Genomic DNA, 21,994 nt, shown 5'->3' with positions numbered 1-21,994 from the left:
CGGGGACCGCCGCCGCGGCGCTCGGTCGGTCGTCAGCGGTTGGTGGACTCCAGCGCCCGCGCGGTGTAGCGCGCGCCGCTCACCTCCCGGGCCGGGACGGCGGCTCCGAGCGCGGCGCGTTCGTCCCGCGACAGGACGAGGTCGGCCGCCGCGGCGTTCTCCTCGAGGTACTTCCGCCGCTTCGTACCGGGGATGGCGACGGCCCCCTGCGCGTTGACCCAGGCGAGCGCGACCTGGCCCGGTGTCGCACCGCGCGCCTCGGCGATCTCGCGTACGCGCTCGACCAGGGCGAGGTTCGCGGCGATGTTCTCCGGCGAGAAGCGGGGCAGTCCGCGCCGCGCGTCGTCCGGCGCCAGGTCGTCGACGCTGCGGATGGCCCCGCTGAGGAAGCCGCGGCCCATGGGCGAGGAGGCGACCAGGCCGATGCCCAGTTCGTCCATCGTCGCCTTGCGGCCGTTGTCCAGCAGGTCCTGGGTGAACAGCGACATCTCCGACTGGACCGCGGTGAGGGGGTGGACGGCATGGGCCCGGCGGATGGTCTCCGAGGAGACCTCGGAGAGCCCGATGTAGCGGACCTTGCCGGCGGTGACCAGTTCGCCCATCGCGCCGATGGTGTCCTCGACGGGCGTCCCCGGATCGACCCGGTGCATGAAGTAGAGGTCGATCACGTCCGTGCCCAGGTGGCGCAGCGAACGCTCCACGGCCCGGCGGACGTGCTCCGGACGGCCGTCGAGGGGACCGGGCGTACCGTCGTCGGCGAAGTCGAGGCCGAACTTCGTCGACAGGATGACCTCGTCCCGGCGGTGTCCGAGGGCGCGGGCGATCAGCCTCTCGTTCTCGAAGGGGCCGTAGGACTCGGCCGTGTCGATGAACGTGACGCCCAGGTCGACCGCGCGGTTGAGGGTGATCACGGACTCCCGCTCGTCCCCCGCACCGTAGTCCACGCTCATCCCCATCGCACCCAGGCCCTGCACCGGCACGCGCAGTCCCTGACCGCCGAGGTCCACCGTCCGCATCGCCATTCCCTCCCGCAGTGGTGTCGATCCGCCCCGGTGCGCCGGCGCGCACGGCGGTCGTCAGCTACCTGCATGACCGGACAGCTCCCGTGTCCGTGACACCGGCGGCGACAGGGCCCCGCGGCTACGCGTTCCGGATGGCGTGCACCAGGCCGGCGACGAGGGTCGCCCGTTCGGCCATGGCGTCGACGACCACGTACTCGTGGTCGGCGTGCGCCCCGCCCCCGACCGCTCCGAGACCGTCGAGGGTCGGCACTCCCAGCGCGGCGGTGTGGTTGCCGTCGCTCCCGCCGCCGACGGCCCTGCCCTCGATGCCGGGCAGCAACCGCTGCGCCAGGGCGAAGAGCGCCGCGGACGCCGACTCCGCCATCGGAGGCCGCCGGACGCCGCCGCGGACCGAGATGGCGGCTCCGTCCAGGTGCGGGGTCAGAGCGGCGAAGCCGGCTTCGACGCGTTCCTTCTCCTCGGCCGTCTCGACCCGTACGTCGGCGACGACGGTCGCCTCGGCGGGCACCACGTTGTCGACGGTGCCCGCCGACGCCACGGTCGGGGTGACGGTCGTACCGGCCTCGGGCCGGCTGAGCGCCGCGACGGCCAGCACCTGGTGCGCGGCCTCGACGAGGGCGTTGACCCCGGCCTCGGGCTCCAGTCCCGCGTGCGAGGCGCGGCCGGTGACGGTGACCTCGAACGTGCCGCAGCCCTTGCGGCCCGTCTTCAGCGCCCCGCCCTCGGCCGCGCCCTCGAAGACGAGCACGGCGCCGCAGGCGAGGGCCCGCTCCTCGATGAGGGCCAGGGAGTGGGCGGAGCCGACCTCCTCGTCGCAGGTCACCAGGATCTCGACGCCCGACCGGTCCTCCAGGAGCGCCACACCGTGGACGGCCTGCACGAGACCGCCCAGCATGTCGAAGACGCCGGGGCCGGTGGCGTGGCCGCCGGCGACGGTGAACGGGCGCCGTGCGAGGGTGCCGAGCGGGAACACCGTGTCGTGGTGTCCCAGGATCAGCACCTTGGGGTCGCCCCCGGAAGACCAGCGGACGTGCGGCCCGACCGGGCTCTCGACGCAGACGGCCTGACCGCCGAGGCGCCTTTCGATGACGCCGGCGACGGCCTTGGCCGATGCCGTCAGGGCGTCGACGTCACGTGAGGGGGACTCGACCTCGACGAGCGTCCTGAGGTCCTCGATCATCGCGTCGACACTCACGGGGCCGATCTTGTGCATCGTCATCCCGCCAGCGTAGTGAGCACACCGCCCGGCACGCTCGGGTCACTTGCCGGCCTCGCGTGCCACGCGCTCGAGCCGGGCGCGGTACTCCTCCCACCAGGCCCGGTCGTCCGACGGGATGCTGTCGTTGCCCTGCAGGAAGCCGACGCTGCCGTCGATCAGCTCGCGGAGGATGTCGGCGTGGCCGGCGTGCCGCTGGGTGTCCGCGATCACGCGGACCAGGACGTGGTTGAGGGTCACCGCACGGCGTTCCTCCGGCCACCACGGGACGTGGCCGACCGCGTCGAGGGGCAGCTCCTCGATCGTGGCGCCCGCGTGCTCCCAGGCCCGGCGGTACAGCCCGGTGATCTCCTCGCGCGTCTCGTCCGCCGTGGCCCACATGTCCGCGTTGGCCTCCGCGTCCTCCCGGTACCAGGAGGGCCGCTCCGCACCGAAGAACGGCCGCCCGAAGGTGTCGCCGAGGTAGCCAAGCTCCACACCGGCGGCGTGCTTGACCAGCCCCAGCAGGTTCGTCCCCGTGGGTGTGAGGGGGCGGCGGACGTCGTACTCCGACAGCCCGTCCATCTTCCACAGCAGGGTGTCCCGCGCGTCCTGCAGGTACCGGAGGAGGTCCGCCTTGGGATTCGGTTCGATCATGCCGGGCAGTCTCCCACCCGGCACCGACACCGGCCCCCGTGCGCGGGCGGTCGCGGACGCGGAGAAGCCGGGCGGTGCGCAGCGGTCGGCGGTCTGTCCTTCACCCTCCGCTCCCCCGGAGTTCGCGTGGACGATCTCCGGCCGCGTCAGGGTCGAACCCTGCCCTGTCACCGGATCCACCGAGGGGAACCATGCGCGTACGGACCAAGATCGCTTCAGCCGCGGCAGCCTGCCTTGCGGCGGCGGCACTCATGGCGGCCACGGGCCTCGGATCCGCCGAGGCCTCGACCCCGGCGGTCGCGAAAACGGCGGTCGCCAAGGCGGCCCCCACGGAGTACACGGCCGAACTCCGGCACACCTTCGCCGCCTTCGACGCGCGGCAGGGTGTGGCCGTCGACCGGAAGTACTTCTACGCCGTCAACAACCAGACCATCACCAAGCACGACAAGGCGACCGGCAGACCTCTCCTGCAGTTCGTCGGCGACGCCGACGGCCCGATCATCCACATGGACAGCGCCACCGTGGTCGGCGACAAGCTGTACGCGGCGACCTCGAACTACAACACCACGCCCGAGAAGAGCTCCGTCGAGGTGTTCGACACCCGGACGATGAAGCACGTCGACACCTTCAGCTTCGGCATCGACCGCGGTTCGCTGACCTGGCTGGACCGGCACGACGGGGCGTGGTGGGCGGCCTTCGCCAACTACGACAAGCCCCCGGCGGGCTCCACGGAGCCGTACGGCGGTACCGACAACACGCAGATCGTCAAACTCGACGACCGGTTCCGCGTCGTGGAGGCCTGGACGCTGCCGCAGGAACTCCTGGACAAGATCCGGCCCATGAGCAACTCCGGAGGTTCGTGGGGCCCCGACGGCCGGCTGTGGATCACCGGCCACGACTACGACGAGGCCTACGTGATGGACGTCCCGTCCGAGGGCTCGGACCTGCGCTGGGTGGCGACCGTCAAGCTGCCCGACGTCGAGGGCCAGGCCATCGCCTGGGACCGCTCCGGCAGGACCCCCGAGCTGTGGACCATCAAGCGCTCCACCGAGCAGGTGCTGGTCTTCCAGGCCCCCTACACCTCGATCGAGGACCCGCACACCCGCCAGTGGAAGGTCGTCGGCCCGGGCCACTTCGTGGAGTGACGCCGCTCGCGTCCGCCGGGCGCCGTGGGGCACCCACGCCACCCGGCGGACGCAGCGCGGGTTCGATCCCCGTCGCCCGCTCCAGCGGAAAGCCCCGGGCAAGCAGCCTGGGGCTCCTTTCCCGTCGAGTCCGGATGCGGCGTCCCCGCGCCGGGACCCGTGCCCGATGCCATGTCATCCGCCTCCGCACGCCGGCTCCCGGACCGGGCGCATGGGACTCAGAGCTCGGGCAACCGTATGGTCATCCCGTACAGTCGGGTGGTCTGCATGGCGCTCTGGTTGTCGTCAGTGACCATGAGAACCTTCAAACGGCCGTCCGGGGCGGTCCCGGTGATCGTCATGCCCTCGATGTTGCCGAGCAGGGGGTTGGCCTGCGACTGCTTGTTCGTGGCTCCGAGCGGCGGGCAGTTGACCATGTCGACCAGCAGGGTCTTGTTCATCAGGGAAACGTCGTCCTGGCCGGACAGCTTCTCGACGTGGGTGATGTCGTCCGCCTCGCGCGGGTCGGCGAGATAGACCCGGATGATATTGCCGACGCTCTTGTCGAAGCCTCGCTCCAGAACGAGGAGCCTGCCGTCACCGGACGCGCAGATGTCCGACAGCAACAGGCCCTTGTCTCGCACGTAGCCCCACTGCACGCCGATCCGGAACTCGTCGCCGGTCGTCTCGCGTTTCCACGCCTGGAAACGCACGTAGGCGCTCTCGTCACCCCTCAGCGCACCCTCCATCGACGCCACCAGGGTGAGGCCGCCGGGCTGCATGGCGAGGCCCTCGAAGGTCTCGTTGACCACGGCCCGGCCCGCAGGCGCGAGGAGGAGGCTGTCCGGCACCGGCAGCCTGTCGATGAACTTTCCCTCCGGGGTGTAGCGACGAACGGCCGGCTCCTCGGAGGCGATCAGGAGCGTGCCGTCCTCATCGAAGACCAGGGCCTCGAAGTCCGTCTCCTTCCCGTTCTCGTCGTACAGCGCCACGACTTCGACGGGCTCGTGGGTGGCGGCGTCCAGGTGGAAGAGCAAGGAGCGGTCCGCGAGGGCGGCCACACGTCCCTCGGGGCTGACCGCCAGGGCCGACATGTTGCCGACGAACTTCTCCTCGAAATAGGTCTTGTCGAGGGCATCGGAGAACCAGTCGACAACGGCCCAGGCGGAGCAGGCGTTCGGCTCCGAACCCTCAGAAAATTCGGTCATCGTGAACCCCTTCGCATTGGGTCGAAAACCCTCCACATCCGACTTCTCGGCCGTGCCCGTCACCTGGGATGTTCTCGCAGTAAGTTCCAGCGATTCCCCACTACCGCGCGCGAAGGCGTTGCCGCCATGGAGCGATCCTGCTGCGCGGGAGTGATCACGGCGTCGGAACCCTACTGGATGGCCTTGTTCGCCGGACCGGGTCCACGGCGGTCCGGCAAGCCAGTGATGATGCGCGGCCACGGCGAGGACACGGTCAGCACGGGCCGCCCCTGACGCCCCCTGGAGGACCGGATACTGACGGTCGCGGCGGATGACGCGCACACCTCACGATGCGACAGTTCGCCCCGCTGTTTGGTGTCCGATGCGCTCGCGGAAGCGGAAGTCGGGGCGCCGTCCCGCCCATAGCTCGCGCGGGACCGCAGTCCGAATGACCGGCCCGCAAGGGGAATCGTGTCAGCGGCCTGGTCTAGGTTCGGCCCATGCACGAGAGCCGTTCCAGCGCCGGGGCGCCCGTTGAGCCCGACGTGCCGCCCTACCGGGTGGTCCTGGCGGAGACCCCTTGGGGCTCGCTCCAAACTGCTTTCGGGAGCGGCGAGGACCTTCCCGACGTCCTCGCGCGACTGTTGGAGCCCGATCCCAAGATCCAGGTCACCGCTTTGTCGGAGCTGGGTGAGATGGTCAACCACCAGAACACCATCTACGAGGCCACCGCACCCGTCGCCCTGTACGTCGCCGGCATCCTCACCCACCCGGCGGCCGCGAACCTCCGTGCCTATCGCAACGTCCCCATCCGCGCGACGCTGTTGAACTGGCTGGTTTCCACGGCCTACGACGCCTCCGACGAGATCGTCGGCCGCATCGAGCAGTGGTTCCCCGGTTTCCTCACCCGCGGCACCACCATGGCATCCTTCCGGGACCTGCGCCCGATGGTCTACCGGGCCGTTGCTCCCTTCCTGCAGGACCGCCACGAGAACGTGCGCGAAGCCGCCGTCATCGCCGCGCTCATCCTCGCCGAACACCCCGCACTCGCCGAGCAGCGTGATCACCTCACCGTGCACGCGCGCCGCGTCCTCGACACCAACGGCCACGAACCCAACCGCCGCGTCGCCCGGAGGGCCCTTGAAACGTGGGGCTACGACGTCCCCGGCCCCAAACCTTTCCAGGCGGAGCCCTGGGACCGGGGGCCGCACAGCGACGGCCGCGGCGATCTCGAACCTCCCTTCTGACCCATATGCGCAGGGCCCACCGGCGGAACACCGCGGCAGGTGGGGGACACCAGCCCAAGGACGCGCGCCCTCCGCGGACCCGCGAAGGGCGTTCCGGGCCGGACGCGGCATCAGATGTCGCACCCGAGGGGTGCGATCAAGGATCGCCTACGATCCAGCCATGAGCGCTCTGGCCCGGTATCGGACGATGTGGTCGAACCTGCGGCGACGGGACCCCGTTCTGCTGTCCCCCGCCGTCCTGACCGCGGTCATCGGGGTCCTGGCGATCCTCACCCCCCAGGACGTCCCCTTCACCCGCCTGCTGCCGGCGGCGCCCGCGCTCGCCGCGTCGCTCTGGTCCGTGCGGGCGACCCTCACGCTCGGGATGATCTGCCTGCTCCCGGTCATCGGCTACGCCCTGGCCTTCTCCGACATGTCCGCCCTCTACACCGCCGGGGCGATCGGCGCCGTCGGTCTGGCCGCCGCCTACGCGAGCCACCTGCGCCTGCAGCGCGAACACACCCTCGCCCAGGTCCGCGCCGTCGCCGACGCGACGCAGGAGGTCCTCCTCAGGCCGGTACCCGAACGCATCAGGAACCTGGAGATCGCGACCCTCTACCTCGCCGCGGCCCCCCAGGCGCGCATCGGGGGCGACTTCTACGCCGCGGCCGACACCCCCCACGGCCTGCGCCTGATCCTCGGGGACGTCCGCGGCAAGGGCCTGCGCGCCGTGGGGGTTTCGGCCGCCCTCCTCGGCTCCTTCCACGAGGCCGCCTACGAGGCCCCCGACCTGGCGCACCTCGCGCACCGTCTGGAGACCACCATCACCCGGTACTCCGCGGCGGTGCCCGCCGAGGACGACTGCGAACGCTTCGCCACCGCCGTCATCGTGGAGATCCCGCCCGCAGCCGACCATGCCTCCGTGCTCAGCTGCGGGCACCCGCCTGCCCTGCTGGTGCACGACGGCCGCACCCGGGCCATCGAACCGGTGGCCCCCTCACCACCGGTCAACCTGGCGGCACTTGTCGGCTCCGGCTACCACGTCGACCGCGTTCCCCTGGCCGTCGGCGACCTGCTGCTGCTCTACACCGACGGCGTGAGCGAGACCCGCGACCCGGGCGGCGCCTTCTTCCCCCTCACCGCCTGGACCCGACAGGCCGCCACCACCGCACCGGCCGGGTTCCTGCGCCTCCTTCACCAGGCCCTCCTCCGCCACAGCGACGGCGGCCTCAACGACGACATCGCCTGCATCGCCATCCGCAGGACCGCCGCGGGCACCCCGTGATGCGGTCGCCGCCGAGTATTTCCTATTGAATTGATGGGAAAGCATTGACGGTGGTCCGACAGGCTGCGCAGGATGAGGAACGTGCCCCAGACGCCCTTGGACGTTGAGACCGCGCCGTCCGGCTCCGCACCGCCGCCGGAGCCGGAACCGGAACCGACCGGGCCCGGCCGCGCGCACTGGCTGCGGGTGGCCCGTGAGACGGCGGACGACCTGGCCACGGACGCGGTCGCCAGGGACCAGGCCGGCAAGCCCCCGTTCGACGAGGTCTCCCGGCTGCGCGAGGCGGGGCTGCTGCCGCTGCTGGTGCCCGCCGGGTCCGGCGGCGGGGGCGCGGACTGGGCCACGGCGTACGCCGTGGTCCGCGAGATCGCGGCGGCCGACGCCGCGATCGCCCAACTGCTCGGCACGCACTACTTCGTGTCGTGGAGCGCCCGGCTCCTCACCGGGCCCTCGGCCCCCACGGGGCTGGAACGGCGTTCCGCGGCCGGGCAGTGGTGCTGGGGCGGTGGGTTCGCCCGCCAGGACCCGCCGCTGACTCTGGCCAGGACCACGGGCGGCTACCGGCTGGAAGGCCGGCAGAGCTACGTCACGGGCGTCCTCGTCGCCGACCGCATCGCCGTGCGCGCCGCGCGGGCCGACACCGGGGAACCGCTCGCCGTCGCCGTCGACCCCGCCCGGCACGGCGTCGCGGTCGGCGCGGAGGACGATCCCTTCGGCCAGCGGCTCGCCGCCGGGGGCGGCGTGGAGTTCGTCTCCGTGGCGGTCACCGCCGACGAGGTGCTCGGTTCGCTCTCCGCAGAGGAGGAGGTCCTGCCGCCCCTGGCCTCGCTGGCCTCGCCGCTGGGGCGTCTGATGTCGGTCCAGCTCCGGCTCGGCACGGCCGAGGGCGTGCTCGCCGAGGCCCGTGAGTACAGCAGGGCGGGCCAGCGGCCGTGGCACCCGGAGTGGCCGGCCGGATCGCCCCAGGACCCCCACGTGCTCGCCGCGTTCGGCGAGCTGACCGTCCTCACCCGCTCCGCCTCCGCGCTCGCCGGTCAAGCGCTGGAGGCACTGGAGGGCGGCCTGGCCCGAGGGGAGGCCCTCGGCTACGAGGAGTGCGCGGAGATCTCGGCGCTCGTGGCCGTGGCCGAGGTCGCGACGTCCACCGCCGTGCGGGAGAGCACGACGCGCGCCCTGGACGTCATCGGGCCCCGCTCCGCGTCCGCGCGCCTGGGCCTGGACCGTTTCTGGCGCAACGCGCGCACCCACACCCTGTACGAGCCCGTGGCCCCCCGCCTCCGCGACGTCGGGGACTACTTCCTCAACGGCACGCACCCCCCGTTCACGCTGCCCGTTTGACATCCTCCCTGCCCTAAAGGACGGGGATTCCTGGCTCACGTGGGCTGGGAACCAGCGGTCCGCCAGCGCTTACACGATCGGCACCAGCCGGGTTGAGACCAGCCCGGACCAGCATCACGCGGGCGGAGTTCTTGTCCCTGGGAGACACGGCTCCGCACGCGGTGCAGGTGTAGGTACGTTCCGAAAGAGGAAGTGCGTGCTTGGTTCTCGCTCCGCACGACGCGCAGTCCATGGTGGTGTGCGCGGGATGCACCAGGCGGACGTCCCACCCGTGCTTGCGGCCCATCTCGATCAGCGCCGTCTTGGTGGCGCCGATCGCGGCGTCCGCCGCCTTGCGCGCCATGGTGGTCCGGCTGAGGAACTTCGGCCGGAAGTCCTCGACCGCGATGACGTCGTGGTCGCGCACGACGCGCTCGGCCCACTTGCGGGCAGTGTCCTGCCGCCGGCGGGCGATCTTCCTGGACACCTTCGCGGCGGCCCGGCGGGCCTTGCGGTAGCCGCGCTTGTTCTTCGGGGTACGTCGGCGGGCCATCATCTTCTGGTAGCGGGCCAGTTTCGCCGCGGCATTCCTCCCGTGCTGGGCGTGCGGCAGGTCGTGGGCGTCGCTGGTCGTGGTCGCGGTCTCACGCACGCCCCAGTCGATACCGATCACCGCGCCGGTGGCGGGCAGCGGCTGCACCTGGACGGCGACGACGAACGAGGCGTACCAGTGGCCGAGGCTGTCCCGGTACACGCGTACCGACGTGGGAACCGCGGGTGGTGTAGTTCAGCGACGGTGCGGCCTCGCGCTTGCGCTTGATCCGGGGCATCCCGGCCCGCTGCCTCATCGGCAGCCGCGCCGCGATGTCCTTGATCGCTTTGGTCCGGGACTTGGCGAAATCCCGGATGACCTGCTGCTGCGACACCGAACTGCCCGCCCGCAGCCACGCCATCGACCGCCGGGCCTCGGTCAGCATCCTGTCCAGCTACGCGGGGCCGCACGTGATCTTCTGCCCGGCGGTCTGGTTCAGGCCGTGGACCTTGCGGGACACCGCCACGCACTCGTTCCACACCCACCGGCACCGCGCCCACTCCGCCTCCAGACCGGCACGCGCCGTGGACGACACACGCAACCTGTAGGTGTACCGGGCATGCCCGCACCCCTGCTCCGCCGTCGCTGTCGCCGTCACGCTGCGGAACCTAACAGCGCCCACCGACAACGAAAGAGAACACAGGTCACAACAGATGGGCAGCCAACTCCGCCGCATCGCGGCTCCAACCAAAGGACGCCTTCCTCTCCGGCCTGAAGGCCCGGGCATCCTAAAGTGACCCGGAACCGACACCACCGGCACCCGACGGGATAATGCGCCCATGCGGATCTCAGCCAGGGCGGACTACGCGGTACGTGCCGCGCTGCAGCTCGCCGCGTCACCGGAGGCCGGGCCGATGAAGGCCGAGGCCATCGCCGCCGCCCAGGACATCCCGCACAAGTTCCTCGAGGGCATCCTCAACGAGATGCGCCGCGCCGGTCTCGTCCTCAGCCAGCGGGGCGGCAACGGCGGTTACCGCCTGGCCAGGCCCGCCGGGTCCATCAGCATCGCCGACGTCATCCGCGCCGTCGACGGACCGCTCGTCTCGGTCCGCGGGGTCCGCCCCCCGGACCTGGCGTACACGGGCCCCGCCGAGTCGCTGCTGCCGCTGTGGATCGCGCTGCGGTCCAACGTGCGCGAGATCCTCGAAGGCGTGTCGCTCGCCGACGTCGCCGGGGCCGAACTGCCGCGCGGCGTCCTGGCCCTGACGGAGGCCCCCAGCGCCTGGACGAACCCCTGACCGGGCACCGCCCGGACCTGCACGCACCGTGAGGGGCGGCTCGCCGTGCGCCGGGAACGGCGGACGGCGGCCCGCGGCGACGTATCGTTGTTGATCTCTTCGACGGGAGCCGCCATGACCACGCCGCAGGACCTGATGATCGTCAGCATGGATGCGCCTTCGAGCCCTCCCGTCGAACCGGGCGACCTGTCGCTCGCGCTCGCGGGGGCCGAGGTGATCGACCTCCTCGGAGCGCGGGCGGTCACCCTGGACGGTGACCGCCTGGTGCCGGCGCACGGGCCGGCCACCGGTGACCACCTGCTGGACCAGGCGGCGTCGGCGCTCGTCGACCAGGAGCCCTACGAGTCGGTCGAGGACTGGCTGTGGCGCAGGGGCCGCAACCTCTCCTCGGTCTACCGCGGCGCGCTGCAGGCGACCGGCCTGACCGCCGTGAGCCGCCCCCGGTGGCGGCCCTGGGCCACCGGGGAGCAGGTGCTGCTGGACTCCCCCGTCCGCCGCGAGGCGCTCGGCCGCCGGTCGTCCGGGGAGCCCGTGCTGGCCGCCCTCGCCTCCGCCGCCGGGGTCCCCGGGGACCGGACCGCCGGCGACCTCGCCGACGTCGGCGACGACGCCGTGGAGACGGTGCTGGCCGCGGTCCACGACGCCGTCGAGGAACTGCAGTCGGTGCGGCAGCGGAAGGACATCGAGAAGGCGGCCTTCGACAACATCTGGCGGGCCTGAGGGCGGGGGCCGCGGCTCAGGAGGGCCGTCAACGGCGGCTCACCCGGTGGGGTTCCCTCGAACTTGTCCTGACCGTACGCGGGTTCACCCGTCAAGGGCTCCTCCCCCACCGCGGGGCCGGACGCTGCACCTGCACCCCGGCACCGTGAAGAGGCATCTCAACTACGCCTGGAAAAAAGTCGAGTTGGGTCGAGCAGGTCTCTCCCGGCTCGCTCACGGGCCTGCCCCGCACGGGACTTCGGCGGCGGGGCGTTCGGCCGGGACGCCCACGGTGAACACCGCCCCAACTCGCTGAGTACGGGGCGGTTCCGCACGGTGAGGGCGGAGGATGGGTACGATCCGGCAGCAACATCCCATACACCAGGAAGCGGCTGTCGTGTCCCACAACACAACCATTCAGGACCGGTATGCGGCGCGTCTCGCAGAGGACCTGGAGAACAACGCCAAGGAACAGGAAGCGGTCCGGGAGCAGGTGGCCGGGCTCCAGGCCCGCCTGACCCGGCTCGAGGACGAGCGGGCCTGGCTGACCCGGCTGCAGGGCAGCGTGACGACCGGTGGACGCCGCGTCGCCCCGCGCGACGAACCTGCCGATGCCGTGCCGGCCGAAGAAGTCCCGGCCGAGGAGGTTCCCGCCGAGGTGGTTCCGGCCGCCGACGTGGCCGGGGCGCCGGAGGAGGGTGCTCCCCGGGCCGTCCCGCGGCCCCGCACACGGAAGCCGGCCGGCGGGGCCAAGGCCCGGAAGGCCGGCAAGAAGGCGGCGCAGTCCCGCGACAAGGAGAAGCCGACCCTGCGCGGCCTCGTCGCGGACGTCCTCACCGCCGATGAAGAGCCGCGCATGGTCAGTGAGTTCGTCGACGCACTGGCCAAGCGGCATCCGGATCGCTCCGCCCCGAGCGCCCCCGTCGTGCGCAACGCCCTGGAGGCGTTGGTCGCGAAGGGGCTCGCCGAGCGGTCCCGCCGTCAGGGCAGCGTCTTCTACACCCCTGTCACGCCGTCCGCCGGGACCACCGGTGACGGCGCGGGCGCGGCAGCGTCCGAGGCCGGGGAGCCGGTCGCGGCGAAGGCCTGACCGGGCGCCGTGGCAGGGGCACGCCTCTGCCACGGCGGAGCGGCCGGGGAGCCGGGGTGGGCCCCTCGGCCGTACGGGGCGGTCAGGTGGCGACGTTCCTCAGGGCCGCGCCGAGCGCCTTGAGGTCCAGGCCTTCGAGGTGGTCGAGGAAGTGACGGCGCACGGACATCAGGTTGGTCTGCCACGCCTCCTTGAGGCGGGCGAGGCCGGCGTCGGTGAGGACCGCGTTCCAGCCGCGGGCGTCCTCGGCGCACTTGACGCGCTGCACGAGCCCGTCGTTCTCCAGCCGGTGGACGACGCGCGTCATCCCGCTGACCGACAGTTCGCAGGCCCCGGCGAGGTCGCTCATACGCATCTGCCGACCGGGCGCCTCGGAGAGGTTCATCAGTGTCAGGTACTCGATGAGCGGGAGCCGCTGCTCGCGGACCAGATCAGCGTCCATGACACGAGGCAGGGCGTAGATGACACGACTCAGCGACCGGACGACCGCTTCCTCGTCGGGACTGAGCGGCACTATCGCCTCGGGGGCCGCTTCCTGCCGCGGCATGACGTCTGACATACCTCTAGTTTACTTGCGCGGCGAAGGAAGTGAACGCTTCCTAACCGCGGGATCCTGGAATCCTCACCCATCCGGAATTATGACCCGTTTCGTCCGTTCCGACGGTCGCGGGAGGTCACCGGCAGCCACTGCCTGCCGTTCTCGTTCCCGTGTGGGAGCAGATGCTCATATCATGGGGAGGATGCTCGGGAGGAGATCATGACCGCTGCGGCGTCGAAAGCCGACTCATGTAACAACCTGGCGCTGCGCAAGGCGGCCCGGTACCTCGGCGCGACCTACGACAAGGCCCTCGCCCCGGTCGGCTTGCGTGCGACGCAGTTCAGCATCCTGCAGCAGCTCAGCGTCCACGAAGAGATGACGATCACCGCCCTCGCCGACATCATCGCGATGGACCGTACGACGATGGCCTCCAACCTCAAGCCGCTCGCGCGGGAGGGCCTGGTCACCGTCGAGACCTCGGCGACCGACCGCCGCGCGCGGATCGTCACGCTCACACCGGACGGCCTCGCCAGGATGAAGGCGGCGCTCCCCCTCTGGAACGACGTCCAGAACCGGTTCGAGGAACGGTTCGGGTCCGCGGACGCGGCCCTGCTACGCCGGTTCCTCGACGCCGTGCTGGACACCGGCTTCGAACCGTGGGCGGAGTGAGCGGCTCCCGCCGCGGCGCGTCATGACCGGCCGACGGCGACGTCGTCGGGGGCGGGGGCCTCGACGGCGGCCGGGGCCGGGTCGGGGCGGCCGGGTGCGGTGCGCCGTCGCCGGCGGTCGTTGCACCAGGCGACCGCGCACGCCGCCCCGTACAGCAGGCTGATGGGCGTGGCGAGCAGCAGCATGCTGATCGGGTCGGTGCTGGGGGTGGCGATCGCCGCGAAGGCGGCGACCCCCATGAGCATGCCGCGCCACCAGCCGGTCATCCGCCGGGCGCTGATCACCCCGCCGAAGTTCAGCAGCACGAGGAGCACGGGGAGTTCGAAGGAGAGGCCGAAGACGATCACCATGCGGGTGGCCAGGTCGAGGAAGTCGTCGACGGGCAGGATGTTGGTGGCGTTGTCGGGCGTGAAGGAGATCAGCACCCGGGCCGTCGTCGGCAGCGTCCGGTACGCCACCGCGGCGCCGGTCAGGAACAGGGGGATGCCCGCCCCGAGGAAGGCCAGGGTGTACTTCCGCTCGCGGCGGTGCAGTCCCGGCGCGACGAAGGCCCACAGCTGGTAGAGCCACACCGGGCTCGCGCCGACCACTCCCGCGGTGAGCGACACCTTGAGCGCGAGGGAGAACGGCGAGAGGAGACCGTTGAGCGAGATCACGCCGCAGTGACCCGCACCGTCCGCCCCGGAGGCCCCGGTCAGGCGGCCGGGGGCACAGCCGGGCAGCGGATCGATGAGGAACCCGATGAGCTGCCGGTGGAACAGGGCGGCGGCGACGGTGACGAGCAGGATCGCCCCGACGACCTTGAGCAGGCGGTTGCGCAGTTCTCGCAGGTGCTCCCGGAGGGGCATCCGATCGGGGTCACGCGGGGTACGGGTGGTCATGGCCGGTCCGTCCGGGGCGCTTCAGCGCCGGTGGGGGGCGCCCGCCGCGGTGGCCTCGGGCGCCGTGTGCGGGGTCGCGTCCCCGGGCTCACCGGTCGCGGACCCGGGCCCGAGGGCCGCGGTCCGCACGGCACCCGTGGGTTCGTCGGAGCCGTCCTCCCGCATGGCCTTGGTCTCGCTCCTGAGGATCCGGAGCGACTGCCCGAAGGAACGGGCCATGTCGGGAAGCCGTTTGGCCCCGAAGAGGAGGAGGACGACGACGAGGATGAGCAGGATCTCGGGTGCTCCGAGCCTTCCGAACATGGTTGTTTCCCTTCTGAGGTGCCGAGGTGACGAGGTGCCGCACGCGGATCCGGGTGCCGCCGGATGGCCCCGTCACGGCCGGTGGCCGCCGGCGGGCGGATCGCGCGGGTCGAGGTCCGTGAGGTCCAGGTCCCGCAGTTCGGGCGGGAGTTCGTCCCGGAGGCCCGCCCGGGCGCCCTGCGCGAGCTCACGGAGCCCGCGCAGGGCACGCACGGTGTCGGAGACCAGCCCGGGGAGCCTGTCGGGTCCGACGAGGACGACCGCCACCACGAGCAGCGTCAGGACCTCCAGCGGGCCGATGTCGGAGAACACCGTGCCTCCCGTCTGTGGATGGGGTTCGCCGGGACGGACCCGGCCGGGGGTTACCGCGAGGCGCCGGCGGCGCGGCGGTACGGGGCGAGGAACGTGCCGAGTTCCGCCAGCATCTCCTCGGGTGCCTGCTCGGCGACCCAGTGACCGGCGCCGCGGAGGACCACGCCCCGTACGTCCTCCGCCAGGGGCTCCATCGCGCCCGCGACGGCACCGCCCCAGCTCTCGGATCCGCCGATCGCCAGGACCGGCATCGTCAGCTTCTTTCGCGCGCGGTCCTCGTTCTGACCGGTGGTGCCGTCCCACGCGCGGTAGAACCCGAAACTGCCGCGCAGCGTCGCGGGGTCGGAGAAGAGGCGGACGTAGTACTCGCGCGCGTACCGGGGCAGCTTCTCCCCGCCCTGGATGTCGAACTCGTAGCCGAAGAAGTCCGCTTCACGCCCCCTGACCAGCCGTTCGGTCAGCTCGTGGTCGACCCGGTTGAACGGGATGTGCCAGAGCCTGTCGTTGTCCCGCTCGTCCACGAAGAGGATCGGTGAGGCGGACTTCCGCGGGGGTCCGGGGACCTCGGCGAGGGCCACTCGGGCGACGCGCTCCGGGTGGTCGGCCGCCAGCGCGTAGCTGATGATCATTCCGGTGTCGTGGCCGACGACCGCGAACCGCTCGTGGCCCAGGGCGTCCATCAGGGCGACCAGGTCGCCCGCCAGGGAGCGGGTGTCGTACCCGCCCATCGGCTTGTCGGTGAGGCCCATGCCGCGCTGGTCGACGGCGATGACGGTGTGGTGCCGGGCCAGTTCCGGCATCAGCATGCGCCACGCGTACCAGTTCTGCGGCCAGCCGTGCACCAGGAGCAACGGCGGCCCGTCGCCTCCGGTCACCACGTGCTGGCGCAGCCCGCCGGCCCGCACGAAGCGGCTGCTGAAGGTCTTGGTGAACCCGGCCGGCAGCCGGGGCGCCGAGGAGACCGAGCCGAACCCGTGCGGCGTGCGCAGGGGCGGGGTCGCGGAGGCCGACGGCAACCCGCCCGCCAGCGAGATGCCGGCGACGGTGACGGCGGAGGCGGCCGCGCCGCCGACGAAGGCGCGTCGTGACAGTCCGCGCGGGGCACGGTGCGACACCGGCCTCGCGCCGGGGCCGTCCTGCTCGGACGGCTCCACGGGGGGCATGTTCACGGGGTTTCCTTCCACTAGGAACGAGCATATGCACGTATTGGGGTGCAGGAGGGGCCGCGTCCGTACGGCTCCGTACGCCCTGCGGTGAGGGGGTGGGTCAGCGGCCGGGGAACCGCTGCTTGATCTCCTGGAGCACCCAGCCGTTGCCGTCCGGGTCGCTGAAGGTGGCGAACGAGCCGTACGAGGCACGGTCGGGCTGCAGGCCCGCGAGCCGCCCCTGGCCCTCCTGCCGGTGGGTGATCTCCCCACCCTCGTGGCCGTGGAACAGCAGCCCGCCGGCGTCGTGGAACACCTCGCTCACCTCGATGCCCCGGGCGACCAGCTCCGCACGGGCCTCCTCGATGTCGAGGACGGCCAGGTACAGCCCCTGGGCCGAGCCCGGCTCGGCGGAGGTGAGCCCCTGACCGAACATCACCGAGCACTCCGAGCCCGGCGGGGTGAAGTGCACCGCGCGCCAGTCCTCACTGACGGCCTTGTCCAGATCCAGGCGGAATCCCAGCGCCTCGTAGAACGCCTTGGCCCGGTCGACATCGGTCACGGGCAGCACGACGAGTTCCAGCTTCGTGTACATGGGGGTCTTCCTTCGTAGACGACGGTGCGCCGCACGCCGGCGGTCACCGTTTTCCGGGGGACGAGGACGGCGGAGCCACACCGGCGCCACACGCCGGATCCCCGGCCGGGTCGCCGAAGGCTTCGAACCGCAACTACTGGAGCGGCTCAGCCTGTCTTCGTGGTGATGACCGTAGGCCATTAGGTCGCAACTCGCAACGCGCATCCTCACGAAATGGGGCGAGCGTGACACACCTCACCGCGACCCCACTGCTCCTCACCGGACTCCACCACACGGGAAGAGAATGACCACCGTCTCGGTTTCACCCACAACGGGGAGTGATCTAGACTGGCCCGGAAAGGGAGGCCCGCACGATGCCGACGCCCACGACCGAGCGCAGTCCGCTGACCCAGCCCGCAGCCGTCGACGCGCTCCTACGGTTCCTCAACACGCACGCTTCGGGGCCGAGGCAGCTCCCGGAGCGCTTCACGGACGCTCGCAGCATGCACGCATGGCTGCTGGAGCACGACCTGGGCACGGGGTCCACCCACGTCACCGAGGCCGACGCGGCCGCCGCACGCGAACTGCGCGACGCCCTGATCACCGTGCTGCTGGCGCACGCGGGCGACATGAACACCACACCCGAGGCACTCGCCCGGGCGGAGGAGCACCTTCGCGGCGTCGCCGCCCGCTACCCCCTGGCCACGGTCGTCACCGCCGAGGGAGCCCGTTTGGCGAGCACGCAGAGCGGCATCCCCGGGCTGTTCGGGACCGTACTGGCGAGCGTCACCGAACTCGCGCACGCGGGCGTGTGGGACAGGCTGCGGGCATGCCGCCACGAGCCGTGCCACTTCTGCTTCTTCGACCGGACGCGCAACAGCTCGGCCGGCTACTGCGGCCCGAGGTGCGGTTCCCGCGCGTCCATGCGGGCCTACCGGCAGCGCAGGAAGGAGCAGGCCGCCGGAACGGCGGGCTGACCTCCGGCTGTGTCGCACCGTTGGTGCACCCCCGGCGCCCCGTGCCCGTGATATGAACCTCGAAGGACCGAACAGGCACAAAGCGGGCGGGCCGTCCCGCGGGGGGGGGGCCCGCCCCGCAGCCAGGACGTCCGGACATCTGCTGACCGGCGGAAGGCGGGCGGACATGGCGCACTACGATCTTGTGGTCCTCGGCGCGGGCAGCGGCAACATGCTGATCGGGGACGAGTTCGCGCACCTGCGCTGCGCCATCGTCGAACCGGGCCGCTTCGGCGGTACGTGCCTGAACCGGGGCTGCATCCCCAGCAAGATGTTCGTCGTCGCCGCCGACGCGGCCGAGGGCGCACGGGCGGCCGCGCGCCTCGGGGTCCACGCCACCGTCGAACCGGTGGACTGGAAGACCGTCCGCGACCGGGTGTTCCACCGGATCGACCCGCTCCACGACAGCGCGGTGGACTACCGACGGGACCACGGCATCGACGTGTACACCGGGGAGGCCCGCTTCGTCGGGCCGAAAGTGCTGCAGGTGGGCGAGGAGCGGATCACCGCCGACACCATCGTCGTCGCGGTCGGCTCACGGCCCGACGTGCCGGACGTCCCCGGACTGGACACCGTGCCGTTCCACACCTCCGACACGATCATGCGGATCGAGGACGCGCCCGCTTCGCTGGCCGTCATCGGCGGCGGGTTCATCGCGGCCGAGTTCGGCCACGTCTTCGGCGCGTTCGGGTCGGACGTCACGATCATCCAGCGGGGGCCGCGCCTGCTGATGGCCGAGGACGAGCAGGTGTCCGAGCGCTTCACCGAGCTCGTCTCCCGTCGGCACCAGGTCATCCTCGGCGCCACCGTCACCGCCGTCGAACGTCGCGCCGACGGTGTCGAGGTGAGTGTGACCTGCGCCGAGGGCGAGCAGGTCGTCCAGGCAGAGATGCTGCTGGTCTGCACCGGCCGCCGGCCCAACACCGACCGGCTGGACGCGGCCGCCGGCGGGCTGGAACTCGACGGGCACGGGCACATCGTGACCGACGACACCTACCGCACGTCCGTACCGGGGGTCTGGGCCCTCGGCGACGCGGTGAACCACTTCCAGCTCAAGCACATGGCCAACGCCGAGTCCCGTGTCGTACGGCACAACCTGCTCCACCCGGACGACCTGCACACCCTGTCCAACAAACTCGCTCCGCACGCGGTCTTCACCAGCCCGCAGATCGCGAGCGTCGGACTCACCGAGCAGGAGGCGCGCCGCCACGGCGTCGCGTACCTGGTGAGCGTCCGCGACTACGCGGACACCGCCTACGGATGGGCCCTGGAGGACACCACCAGTTTCGTGAAGGTCCTGGCGGACCCCCACGACCGGACGATCCTGGGCGCGCACATCATCGGTCCCCAGGCCGCGACGCTCATCCAGCCGCTGATCCAGGCCATGGCACTGGGGCAGACGGCCGACCAGGTCGGCCGGGAGGTGCTGTACATCCACCCCGCGCTGACCGAGGCCGTCGAGCAGGCCCTGCTGGACCTGTAGGCCCGGGGTCCGGGTCCGCCCGGAGCGGTCCCGCCCGAGACGGGACCGCTCCGGGCCCGGACGCCCGGGCGGTGGGGGCTACATCTTCATGTGCTTCATGTCGTGCGCGTCCATTCCCCGGCCCATGTCCATCAGCATCCGGTGGATGTCGTGGACCGGCGACGGCATGACGACGAAGGGCCGCATCATGCCCTCGTCCTCGTGGTCGAGGAGGTGGCAGTGGTACATGACCTTGCCGGTCTGGTCGGCGAGACGGCCCGCCACGGTGACGAGGGTGTTGGCGTTGACGGTGATGGTGTCCTTCCAGCCGGACTCCTCCGGGGCGACCGGGACCGGAGCGCCGACCGTGATGGGCTTCCTGGTCTGCGCCGTGGCGAAGTCCACACCGGAGGAGTCGACGGCCCGCCGGTCGACGACCTGGAAGTTCATCAGGTGGATGTGCATCGGGTGGTAGATGGGCACGCCCTCGGGGGCGGCGCTGATGAAGTGCCACTTCTCCCAGGTGCCGGAGGCGGCGAAGAAGGTGGTGGTGTCCTCGAACATGGTGCCCGTTCGGCGCAGCGTGACGGTGCCGCCCGGCATGTCGACCCTCACGATGCCGGTGCCCGGCGCCGTGTCGGCCGGGACCTGCTCCATCTCCCAGATCTGGGGCATGGCGCCGGTCTTGTCGAAGCCGAGCAGGACGAAGCGCTCGGTGGCGTCCTTGGGCACGTCGGCGAGGGTGAGCTTGCGGAACGACTTCGACAACGTTGTCGGAAGCGGGTGCAGCGCGCGTCGCTTCTTCTCGACGCGGAACTGCATGACCTCGGGGAACGGGATCACGAAGTCCGGCAGGGCCGCTCCGGCGGTCTGGCCCGGGATCGTGTTGACGAGCTTGAGCTTCCTCCCGGGGAAGGCCGCGAAGTCGACGACGACGTCGGCGCGCTCGGCGGGCGAGAGGGAGATCGCCTCGTCGATGGTCTGCGGCTTGCCGAGCAGCCCCATGTCGGTGCCGATGAGCTTCATGGCGCCGCGCACGACCCTGCCGGTCTCCTCGTCGACGACGACCAGGCGGTAGACGCGGGTGGTGGAGACGTTCACCAGACGGAAGCGGTAGGCGCGGGCCTGCACGTCCAGGTACGGCCACACCACGCCGTTGACCATGGTGAACGGGTTCAGGCTCGCCAGGGCGGGCGGGATGGTTCCCGGCATCGGCATCGCGCCGCCGCCCAGGATCCGCTTGGCGAGGACCTGGCCGGTGAGCCGGCCCTGGGCGTCGGTGTCGAAGTTGACGTCCTGGATCGTCAGCGGGATCTCGTGCTCGCCGCGGGGCAGTCCGAGCCGGTCCTCCTCCGCGTCGCGCACCACGTAGTTGCCGACCAGACCGGCCTGGACGTTGAGCGAGGTCACCGACATGGCGTGGTCGTGGTAAAAGAGGTGGGTCGCCGCCTGGTCGTTGGCGTACTCCCCCAACTGCCCGTTACCGGAGGTGACTCCGAACTCCGCGGCGCCGTCGCTCAGGGCGTTCTGGTGGCCGCCGTGCACGTGGACGGTGGTCCAGGCGGTGAGCCGCTCGACCTCGGGACGGGCGGCGGCACCCTCGGCACCGGGCCGGTTGTAGGGCAGCAGGCCGGGGCCGGGCCCCTCGGGGTTCACCCACACCGCCTTGACCGGCGTCCTGCCCTTGAGCTTGTTGTTCCAGGCGATGCGTACCCGCTCCCCGCTGCGGACCTCGATGGTCGGGCCGGGGAAGTGGCCGGCGTAGGTCCACAGCCGGGTCGGCGGCATCTGGGAGTGCAGCCGGACCGAGGACCGGACCATGTCGATCTCCGTGATCCCATGGCTCTTGGGGCGCAGCGTCGGCGGGACGCGAAGCGCGTCCCGGAACGGTTTCAACGTCGTGAACGTGGGCTCGTTCACGCCGTGCAGCGCGTCGGCCGCCTCCGCCGTGCCCTGGAAGACGCCGGCGGAGCCGAGGACTCCGGTGCCGGCGACGGCGACGGCCGCCGCGGTGACCCCGGCCATGCCGAGGACGGTCCGCCTGCTGGTCGTTGACATGTAAGTGTTCATCCTGTTCTGGGTGGTACGAGCGCGGGAGGCGGAGCTTCGAAGGGACGCACATGCGCTCCCCTGGGTCCGGGGAGCGTCGTTCCGCGCGCCTCAGGACGGCGATGCCGAGCGGTCGACCTGCGGCCTGGGGAAAATCGGGCGCGGACGGATGGCGTCAGGCCTGTCGGCCACCGGCATCCCGCGTCAGGGCAGGCACGTCGGCCTGCCGGCCGGTCCCGACGAGGGTCCTGTCGGTCCGGCGTTCCCGGAGCGCGCATCCTCCCGGTGGGTTCGCCACCTCGGTGCGGCACTCGTACCCGGGCATTCCCCCCAGCCCGCGCTGAGCCCCCGCGCACTACTTGCTCGGTCAAACAAGTAGAACATTGGATTACTTGTACGTGCAAGTAGCTTGA

21 protein-coding genes and 2 pseudogenes are annotated in these 21,994 nt (G+C 71.5%); 11 read left to right on the top strand and 12 right to left on the bottom strand.

The window, feature by feature from the left end:
* Nucleotides 1-32: 32 nt before the first annotated feature.
* From PV410_RS09820 to PV410_RS09810, 3 genes are all read right to left on the bottom strand, one after another.
* Nucleotides 33-1,016 (bottom strand): aldo/keto reductase, encoded by a 984-nt coding sequence (locus tag PV410_RS09820; protein WP_500323674.1) that lies wholly within the window; start codon nucleotides 1,014-1,016, stop codon nucleotides 33-35.
* Nucleotides 1,017-1,140: 124 nt separating this feature from the next.
* Entirely contained in the window at nucleotides 1,141-2,241 is a 1,101-nt protein-coding gene (locus PV410_RS09815; RefSeq protein ID WP_500323672.1) for a M20 family metallopeptidase, read from the bottom strand.
* A gap of 39 nt (nucleotides 2,242-2,280) precedes the next feature.
* Nucleotides 2,281-2,874, bottom strand: coding sequence for a DinB family protein (locus PV410_RS09810; RefSeq protein ID WP_500323671.1), 594 nt, complete (start codon nucleotides 2,872-2,874; stop codon nucleotides 2,281-2,283).
* A 251-nt stretch (nucleotides 2,875-3,125) separates the two neighbouring features.
* Between PV410_RS09810 and PV410_RS09805 the strand changes: the two genes are divergently transcribed.
* The gene (locus PV410_RS09805; RefSeq protein WP_500323669.1) at nucleotides 3,126-4,019 is read left to right on the top strand and encodes a hypothetical protein; all 894 of its coding nucleotides are present in this window, start codon (nucleotides 3,126-3,128) and stop codon (nucleotides 4,017-4,019) included.
* Nucleotides 4,020-4,237: 218 nt separating this feature from the next.
* Here PV410_RS09805 and PV410_RS09800 read toward each other — a convergent pair whose 3' ends face one another.
* Nucleotides 4,238-5,269: an esterase-like activity of phytase family protein gene (locus PV410_RS09800; protein ID WP_500323667.1), complete on the bottom strand. Its 1,032-nt coding sequence runs from the start codon at nucleotides 5,267-5,269 to the stop codon at nucleotides 4,238-4,240.
* 63 nt (nucleotides 5,270-5,332) lie between these two features.
* Between PV410_RS09800 and PV410_RS09795 the strand changes: the two are divergent.
* The 4 genes and pseudogenes from PV410_RS09795 to PV410_RS09780 form a co-directional block, all read left to right on the top strand.
* Nucleotides 5,333-5,565, top strand: a pseudogene (locus PV410_RS09795) (IS5/IS1182 family transposase); the annotation flags it as partial.
* 120 nt (nucleotides 5,566-5,685) lie between these two features.
* Nucleotides 5,686-6,432, top strand: coding sequence for a hypothetical protein (locus tag PV410_RS09790; protein WP_500323666.1), 747 nt, complete (start codon nucleotides 5,686-5,688; stop codon nucleotides 6,430-6,432).
* A gap of 187 nt (nucleotides 6,433-6,619) precedes the next feature.
* Nucleotides 6,620-7,696, top strand: coding sequence for a PP2C family protein-serine/threonine phosphatase (locus PV410_RS09785; RefSeq protein WP_500323717.1), 1,077 nt, complete (start codon nucleotides 6,620-6,622; stop codon nucleotides 7,694-7,696).
* A 96-nt stretch (nucleotides 7,697-7,792) separates the two neighbouring features.
* On the top strand, nucleotides 7,793-9,034 hold the full coding sequence (locus PV410_RS09780; protein ID WP_500323716.1) for an acyl-CoA dehydrogenase family protein: 1,242 nt from the start codon (nucleotides 7,793-7,795) through the stop codon (nucleotides 9,032-9,034).
* Nucleotides 9,035-9,047: 13 nt separating this feature from the next.
* On the opposite strand, the pseudogene PV410_RS09775 reads toward PV410_RS09780, so the two are convergent.
* Nucleotides 9,048-10,065: pseudogene (locus PV410_RS09775) on the bottom strand (RNA-guided endonuclease InsQ/TnpB family protein).
* A gap of 319 nt (nucleotides 10,066-10,384) precedes the next feature.
* On the opposite strand from PV410_RS09775, the gene PV410_RS09770 reads away from it, so the two are divergent.
* The 3 genes from PV410_RS09770 to PV410_RS09760 all read left to right on the top strand — a co-directional run bounded on the left by PV410_RS09770 (nucleotide 10,385) and on the right by PV410_RS09760 (nucleotide 12,632).
* The gene (locus PV410_RS09770; protein WP_500323664.1) at nucleotides 10,385-10,843 is read left to right on the top strand and encodes an RrF2 family transcriptional regulator; all 459 of its coding nucleotides are present in this window, start codon (nucleotides 10,385-10,387) and stop codon (nucleotides 10,841-10,843) included.
* Nucleotides 10,844-10,957: 114 nt separating this feature from the next.
* The gene (locus tag PV410_RS09765) at nucleotides 10,958-11,563 is read left to right on the top strand and encodes a GOLPH3/VPS74 family protein (protein WP_500323663.1); all 606 of its coding nucleotides are present in this window, start codon (nucleotides 10,958-10,960) and stop codon (nucleotides 11,561-11,563) included.
* Nucleotides 11,564-11,939: 376 nt separating this feature from the next.
* Nucleotides 11,940-12,632 carry a hypothetical protein gene (locus PV410_RS09760; protein WP_500323662.1) on the top strand — a complete coding sequence of 231 codons (693 nt, stop codon included), beginning with the start codon at nucleotides 11,940-11,942 and terminating at the stop codon, nucleotides 12,630-12,632.
* An 82-nt stretch (nucleotides 12,633-12,714) separates the two neighbouring features.
* Here PV410_RS09760 and PV410_RS09755 read toward each other — a convergent pair whose 3' ends face one another.
* Complete coding sequence (locus PV410_RS09755) at nucleotides 12,715-13,191, bottom strand: MarR family winged helix-turn-helix transcriptional regulator (protein ID WP_500323660.1); 477 nt, start codon at nucleotides 13,189-13,191, stop codon at nucleotides 12,715-12,717.
* 198 nt (nucleotides 13,192-13,389) lie between these two features.
* On the opposite strand from PV410_RS09755, the gene PV410_RS09750 reads away from it, so the two are divergent.
* A complete protein-coding gene (locus PV410_RS09750) occupies nucleotides 13,390-13,839 on the top strand; it encodes a MarR family winged helix-turn-helix transcriptional regulator (RefSeq protein ID WP_500323659.1) in 450 nt (149 codons plus the stop codon).
* Nucleotides 13,840-13,859: 20 nt separating this feature from the next.
* On the opposite strand, the gene tatC is transcribed toward PV410_RS09750, so the two are convergent.
* From tatC to PV410_RS09725, 5 genes are all read right to left on the bottom strand, one after another.
* Nucleotides 13,860-14,720, bottom strand: coding sequence for a twin-arginine translocase subunit TatC (tatC, locus tag PV410_RS09745; protein ID WP_500323658.1), 861 nt, complete (start codon nucleotides 14,718-14,720; stop codon nucleotides 13,860-13,862).
* Nucleotides 14,721-14,741: 21 nt separating this feature from the next.
* Complete coding sequence (gene tatA / locus PV410_RS09740) at nucleotides 14,742-15,023, bottom strand: Sec-independent protein translocase subunit TatA (RefSeq protein WP_500323657.1); 282 nt, start codon at nucleotides 15,021-15,023, stop codon at nucleotides 14,742-14,744.
* A 72-nt stretch (nucleotides 15,024-15,095) separates the two neighbouring features.
* On the bottom strand, nucleotides 15,096-15,335 hold the full coding sequence (locus PV410_RS09735) for a twin-arginine translocase TatA/TatE family subunit (protein ID WP_499516191.1): 240 nt from the start codon (nucleotides 15,333-15,335) through the stop codon (nucleotides 15,096-15,098).
* A gap of 50 nt (nucleotides 15,336-15,385) precedes the next feature.
* Nucleotides 15,386-16,498 (bottom strand): alpha/beta fold hydrolase, encoded by a 1,113-nt coding sequence (locus PV410_RS09730; RefSeq protein ID WP_500323715.1) that lies wholly within the window; start codon nucleotides 16,496-16,498, stop codon nucleotides 15,386-15,388.
* 103 nt (nucleotides 16,499-16,601) lie between these two features.
* Nucleotides 16,602-17,075 carry a VOC family protein gene (locus PV410_RS09725; protein ID WP_500323656.1) on the bottom strand — a complete coding sequence of 158 codons (474 nt, stop codon included), beginning with the start codon at nucleotides 17,073-17,075 and terminating at the stop codon, nucleotides 16,602-16,604.
* A 353-nt stretch (nucleotides 17,076-17,428) separates the two neighbouring features.
* Between PV410_RS09725 and PV410_RS09720 the strand changes: the two genes are divergently transcribed.
* Both PV410_RS09720 and PV410_RS09715 read left to right on the top strand, forming a co-directional pair.
* On the top strand, nucleotides 17,429-18,031 hold the full coding sequence (locus PV410_RS09720) for a CGNR zinc finger domain-containing protein (protein ID WP_500323654.1): 603 nt from the start codon (nucleotides 17,429-17,431) through the stop codon (nucleotides 18,029-18,031).
* Nucleotides 18,032-18,197: 166 nt separating this feature from the next.
* Nucleotides 18,198-19,553, top strand: coding sequence for a mycothione reductase (locus PV410_RS09715; protein ID WP_500323653.1), 1,356 nt, complete (start codon nucleotides 18,198-18,200; stop codon nucleotides 19,551-19,553).
* Nucleotides 19,554-19,631: 78 nt separating this feature from the next.
* Here PV410_RS09715 and PV410_RS09710 read toward each other — a convergent pair whose 3' ends face one another.
* Nucleotides 19,632-21,590, bottom strand: coding sequence for a multicopper oxidase family protein (locus PV410_RS09710; protein ID WP_500323652.1), 1,959 nt, complete (start codon nucleotides 21,588-21,590; stop codon nucleotides 19,632-19,634).
* Between the last annotated feature and the right edge of the window lie 404 nt (nucleotides 21,591-21,994).

The sequence above is a fragment of the Streptomyces sp. PA03-5A genome (assembly GCF_033792725.1).
GTDB lineage: Bacteria > Actinomycetota > Actinomycetes > Streptomycetales > Streptomycetaceae > Actinacidiphila.
The sequence above is the reverse complement of the archived record's forward strand: the minus strand, read 5'-3'. Positions and strand labels throughout refer to the sequence as shown.

What these genes read in the sequence shown, in the direction of transcription:
- PV410_RS09820 (WP_500323674.1), bottom strand. Translation starts at nt 1,016, where the DNA reads ATGCGGACGGTGGACCTCGGCGGTCAGGGACTGCGCGTGCCGGTGCAG.
- PV410_RS09815 (WP_500323672.1), bottom strand. Translation starts at nt 2,241, where the DNA reads ATGACGATGCACAAGATCGGCCCCGTGAGTGTCGACGCGATGATCGAG.
- PV410_RS09810 (WP_500323671.1), bottom strand. Translation starts at nt 2,874, where the DNA reads ATGATCGAACCGAATCCCAAGGCGGACCTCCTCCGGTACCTGCAGGAC.
- PV410_RS09805 (WP_500323669.1), top strand. Translation starts at nt 3,126, where the DNA reads ATGGCGGCCACGGGCCTCGGATCCGCCGAGGCCTCGACCCCGGCGGTC.
- PV410_RS09790 (WP_500323666.1), top strand. Translation starts at nt 5,686, where the DNA reads ATGCACGAGAGCCGTTCCAGCGCCGGGGCGCCCGTTGAGCCCGACGTG.
- PV410_RS09785 (WP_500323717.1), top strand. Translation starts at nt 6,620, where the DNA reads ATGTGGTCGAACCTGCGGCGACGGGACCCCGTTCTGCTGTCCCCCGCC.
- PV410_RS09770 (WP_500323664.1), top strand. Translation starts at nt 10,385, where the DNA reads ATGCGGATCTCAGCCAGGGCGGACTACGCGGTACGTGCCGCGCTGCAG.
- PV410_RS09765 (WP_500323663.1), top strand. Translation starts at nt 10,958, where the DNA reads ATGACCACGCCGCAGGACCTGATGATCGTCAGCATGGATGCGCCTTCG.
- PV410_RS09755 (WP_500323660.1), bottom strand. Translation starts at nt 13,191, where the DNA reads ATGTCAGACGTCATGCCGCGGCAGGAAGCGGCCCCCGAGGCGATAGTG.
- PV410_RS09750 (WP_500323659.1), top strand. Translation starts at nt 13,390, where the DNA reads ATGACCGCTGCGGCGTCGAAAGCCGACTCATGTAACAACCTGGCGCTG.
- tatC (WP_500323658.1), bottom strand. Translation starts at nt 14,720, where the DNA reads ATGACCACCCGTACCCCGCGTGACCCCGATCGGATGCCCCTCCGGGAG.
- tatA (WP_500323657.1), bottom strand. Translation starts at nt 15,023, where the DNA reads ATGTTCGGAAGGCTCGGAGCACCCGAGATCCTGCTCATCCTCGTCGTC.
- PV410_RS09730 (WP_500323715.1), bottom strand. Translation starts at nt 16,498, where the DNA reads ATGCCCCCCGTGGAGCCGTCCGAGCAGGACGGCCCCGGCGCGAGGCCG.
- PV410_RS09725 (WP_500323656.1), bottom strand. Translation starts at nt 17,075, where the DNA reads ATGTACACGAAGCTGGAACTCGTCGTGCTGCCCGTGACCGATGTCGAC.
- PV410_RS09720 (WP_500323654.1), top strand. Translation starts at nt 17,429, where the DNA reads ATGCCGACGCCCACGACCGAGCGCAGTCCGCTGACCCAGCCCGCAGCC.
- PV410_RS09715 (WP_500323653.1), top strand. Translation starts at nt 18,198, where the DNA reads ATGGCGCACTACGATCTTGTGGTCCTCGGCGCGGGCAGCGGCAACATG.
- PV410_RS09710 (WP_500323652.1), bottom strand. Translation starts at nt 21,590, where the DNA reads ATGTCAACGACCAGCAGGCGGACCGTCCTCGGCATGGCCGGGGTCACC.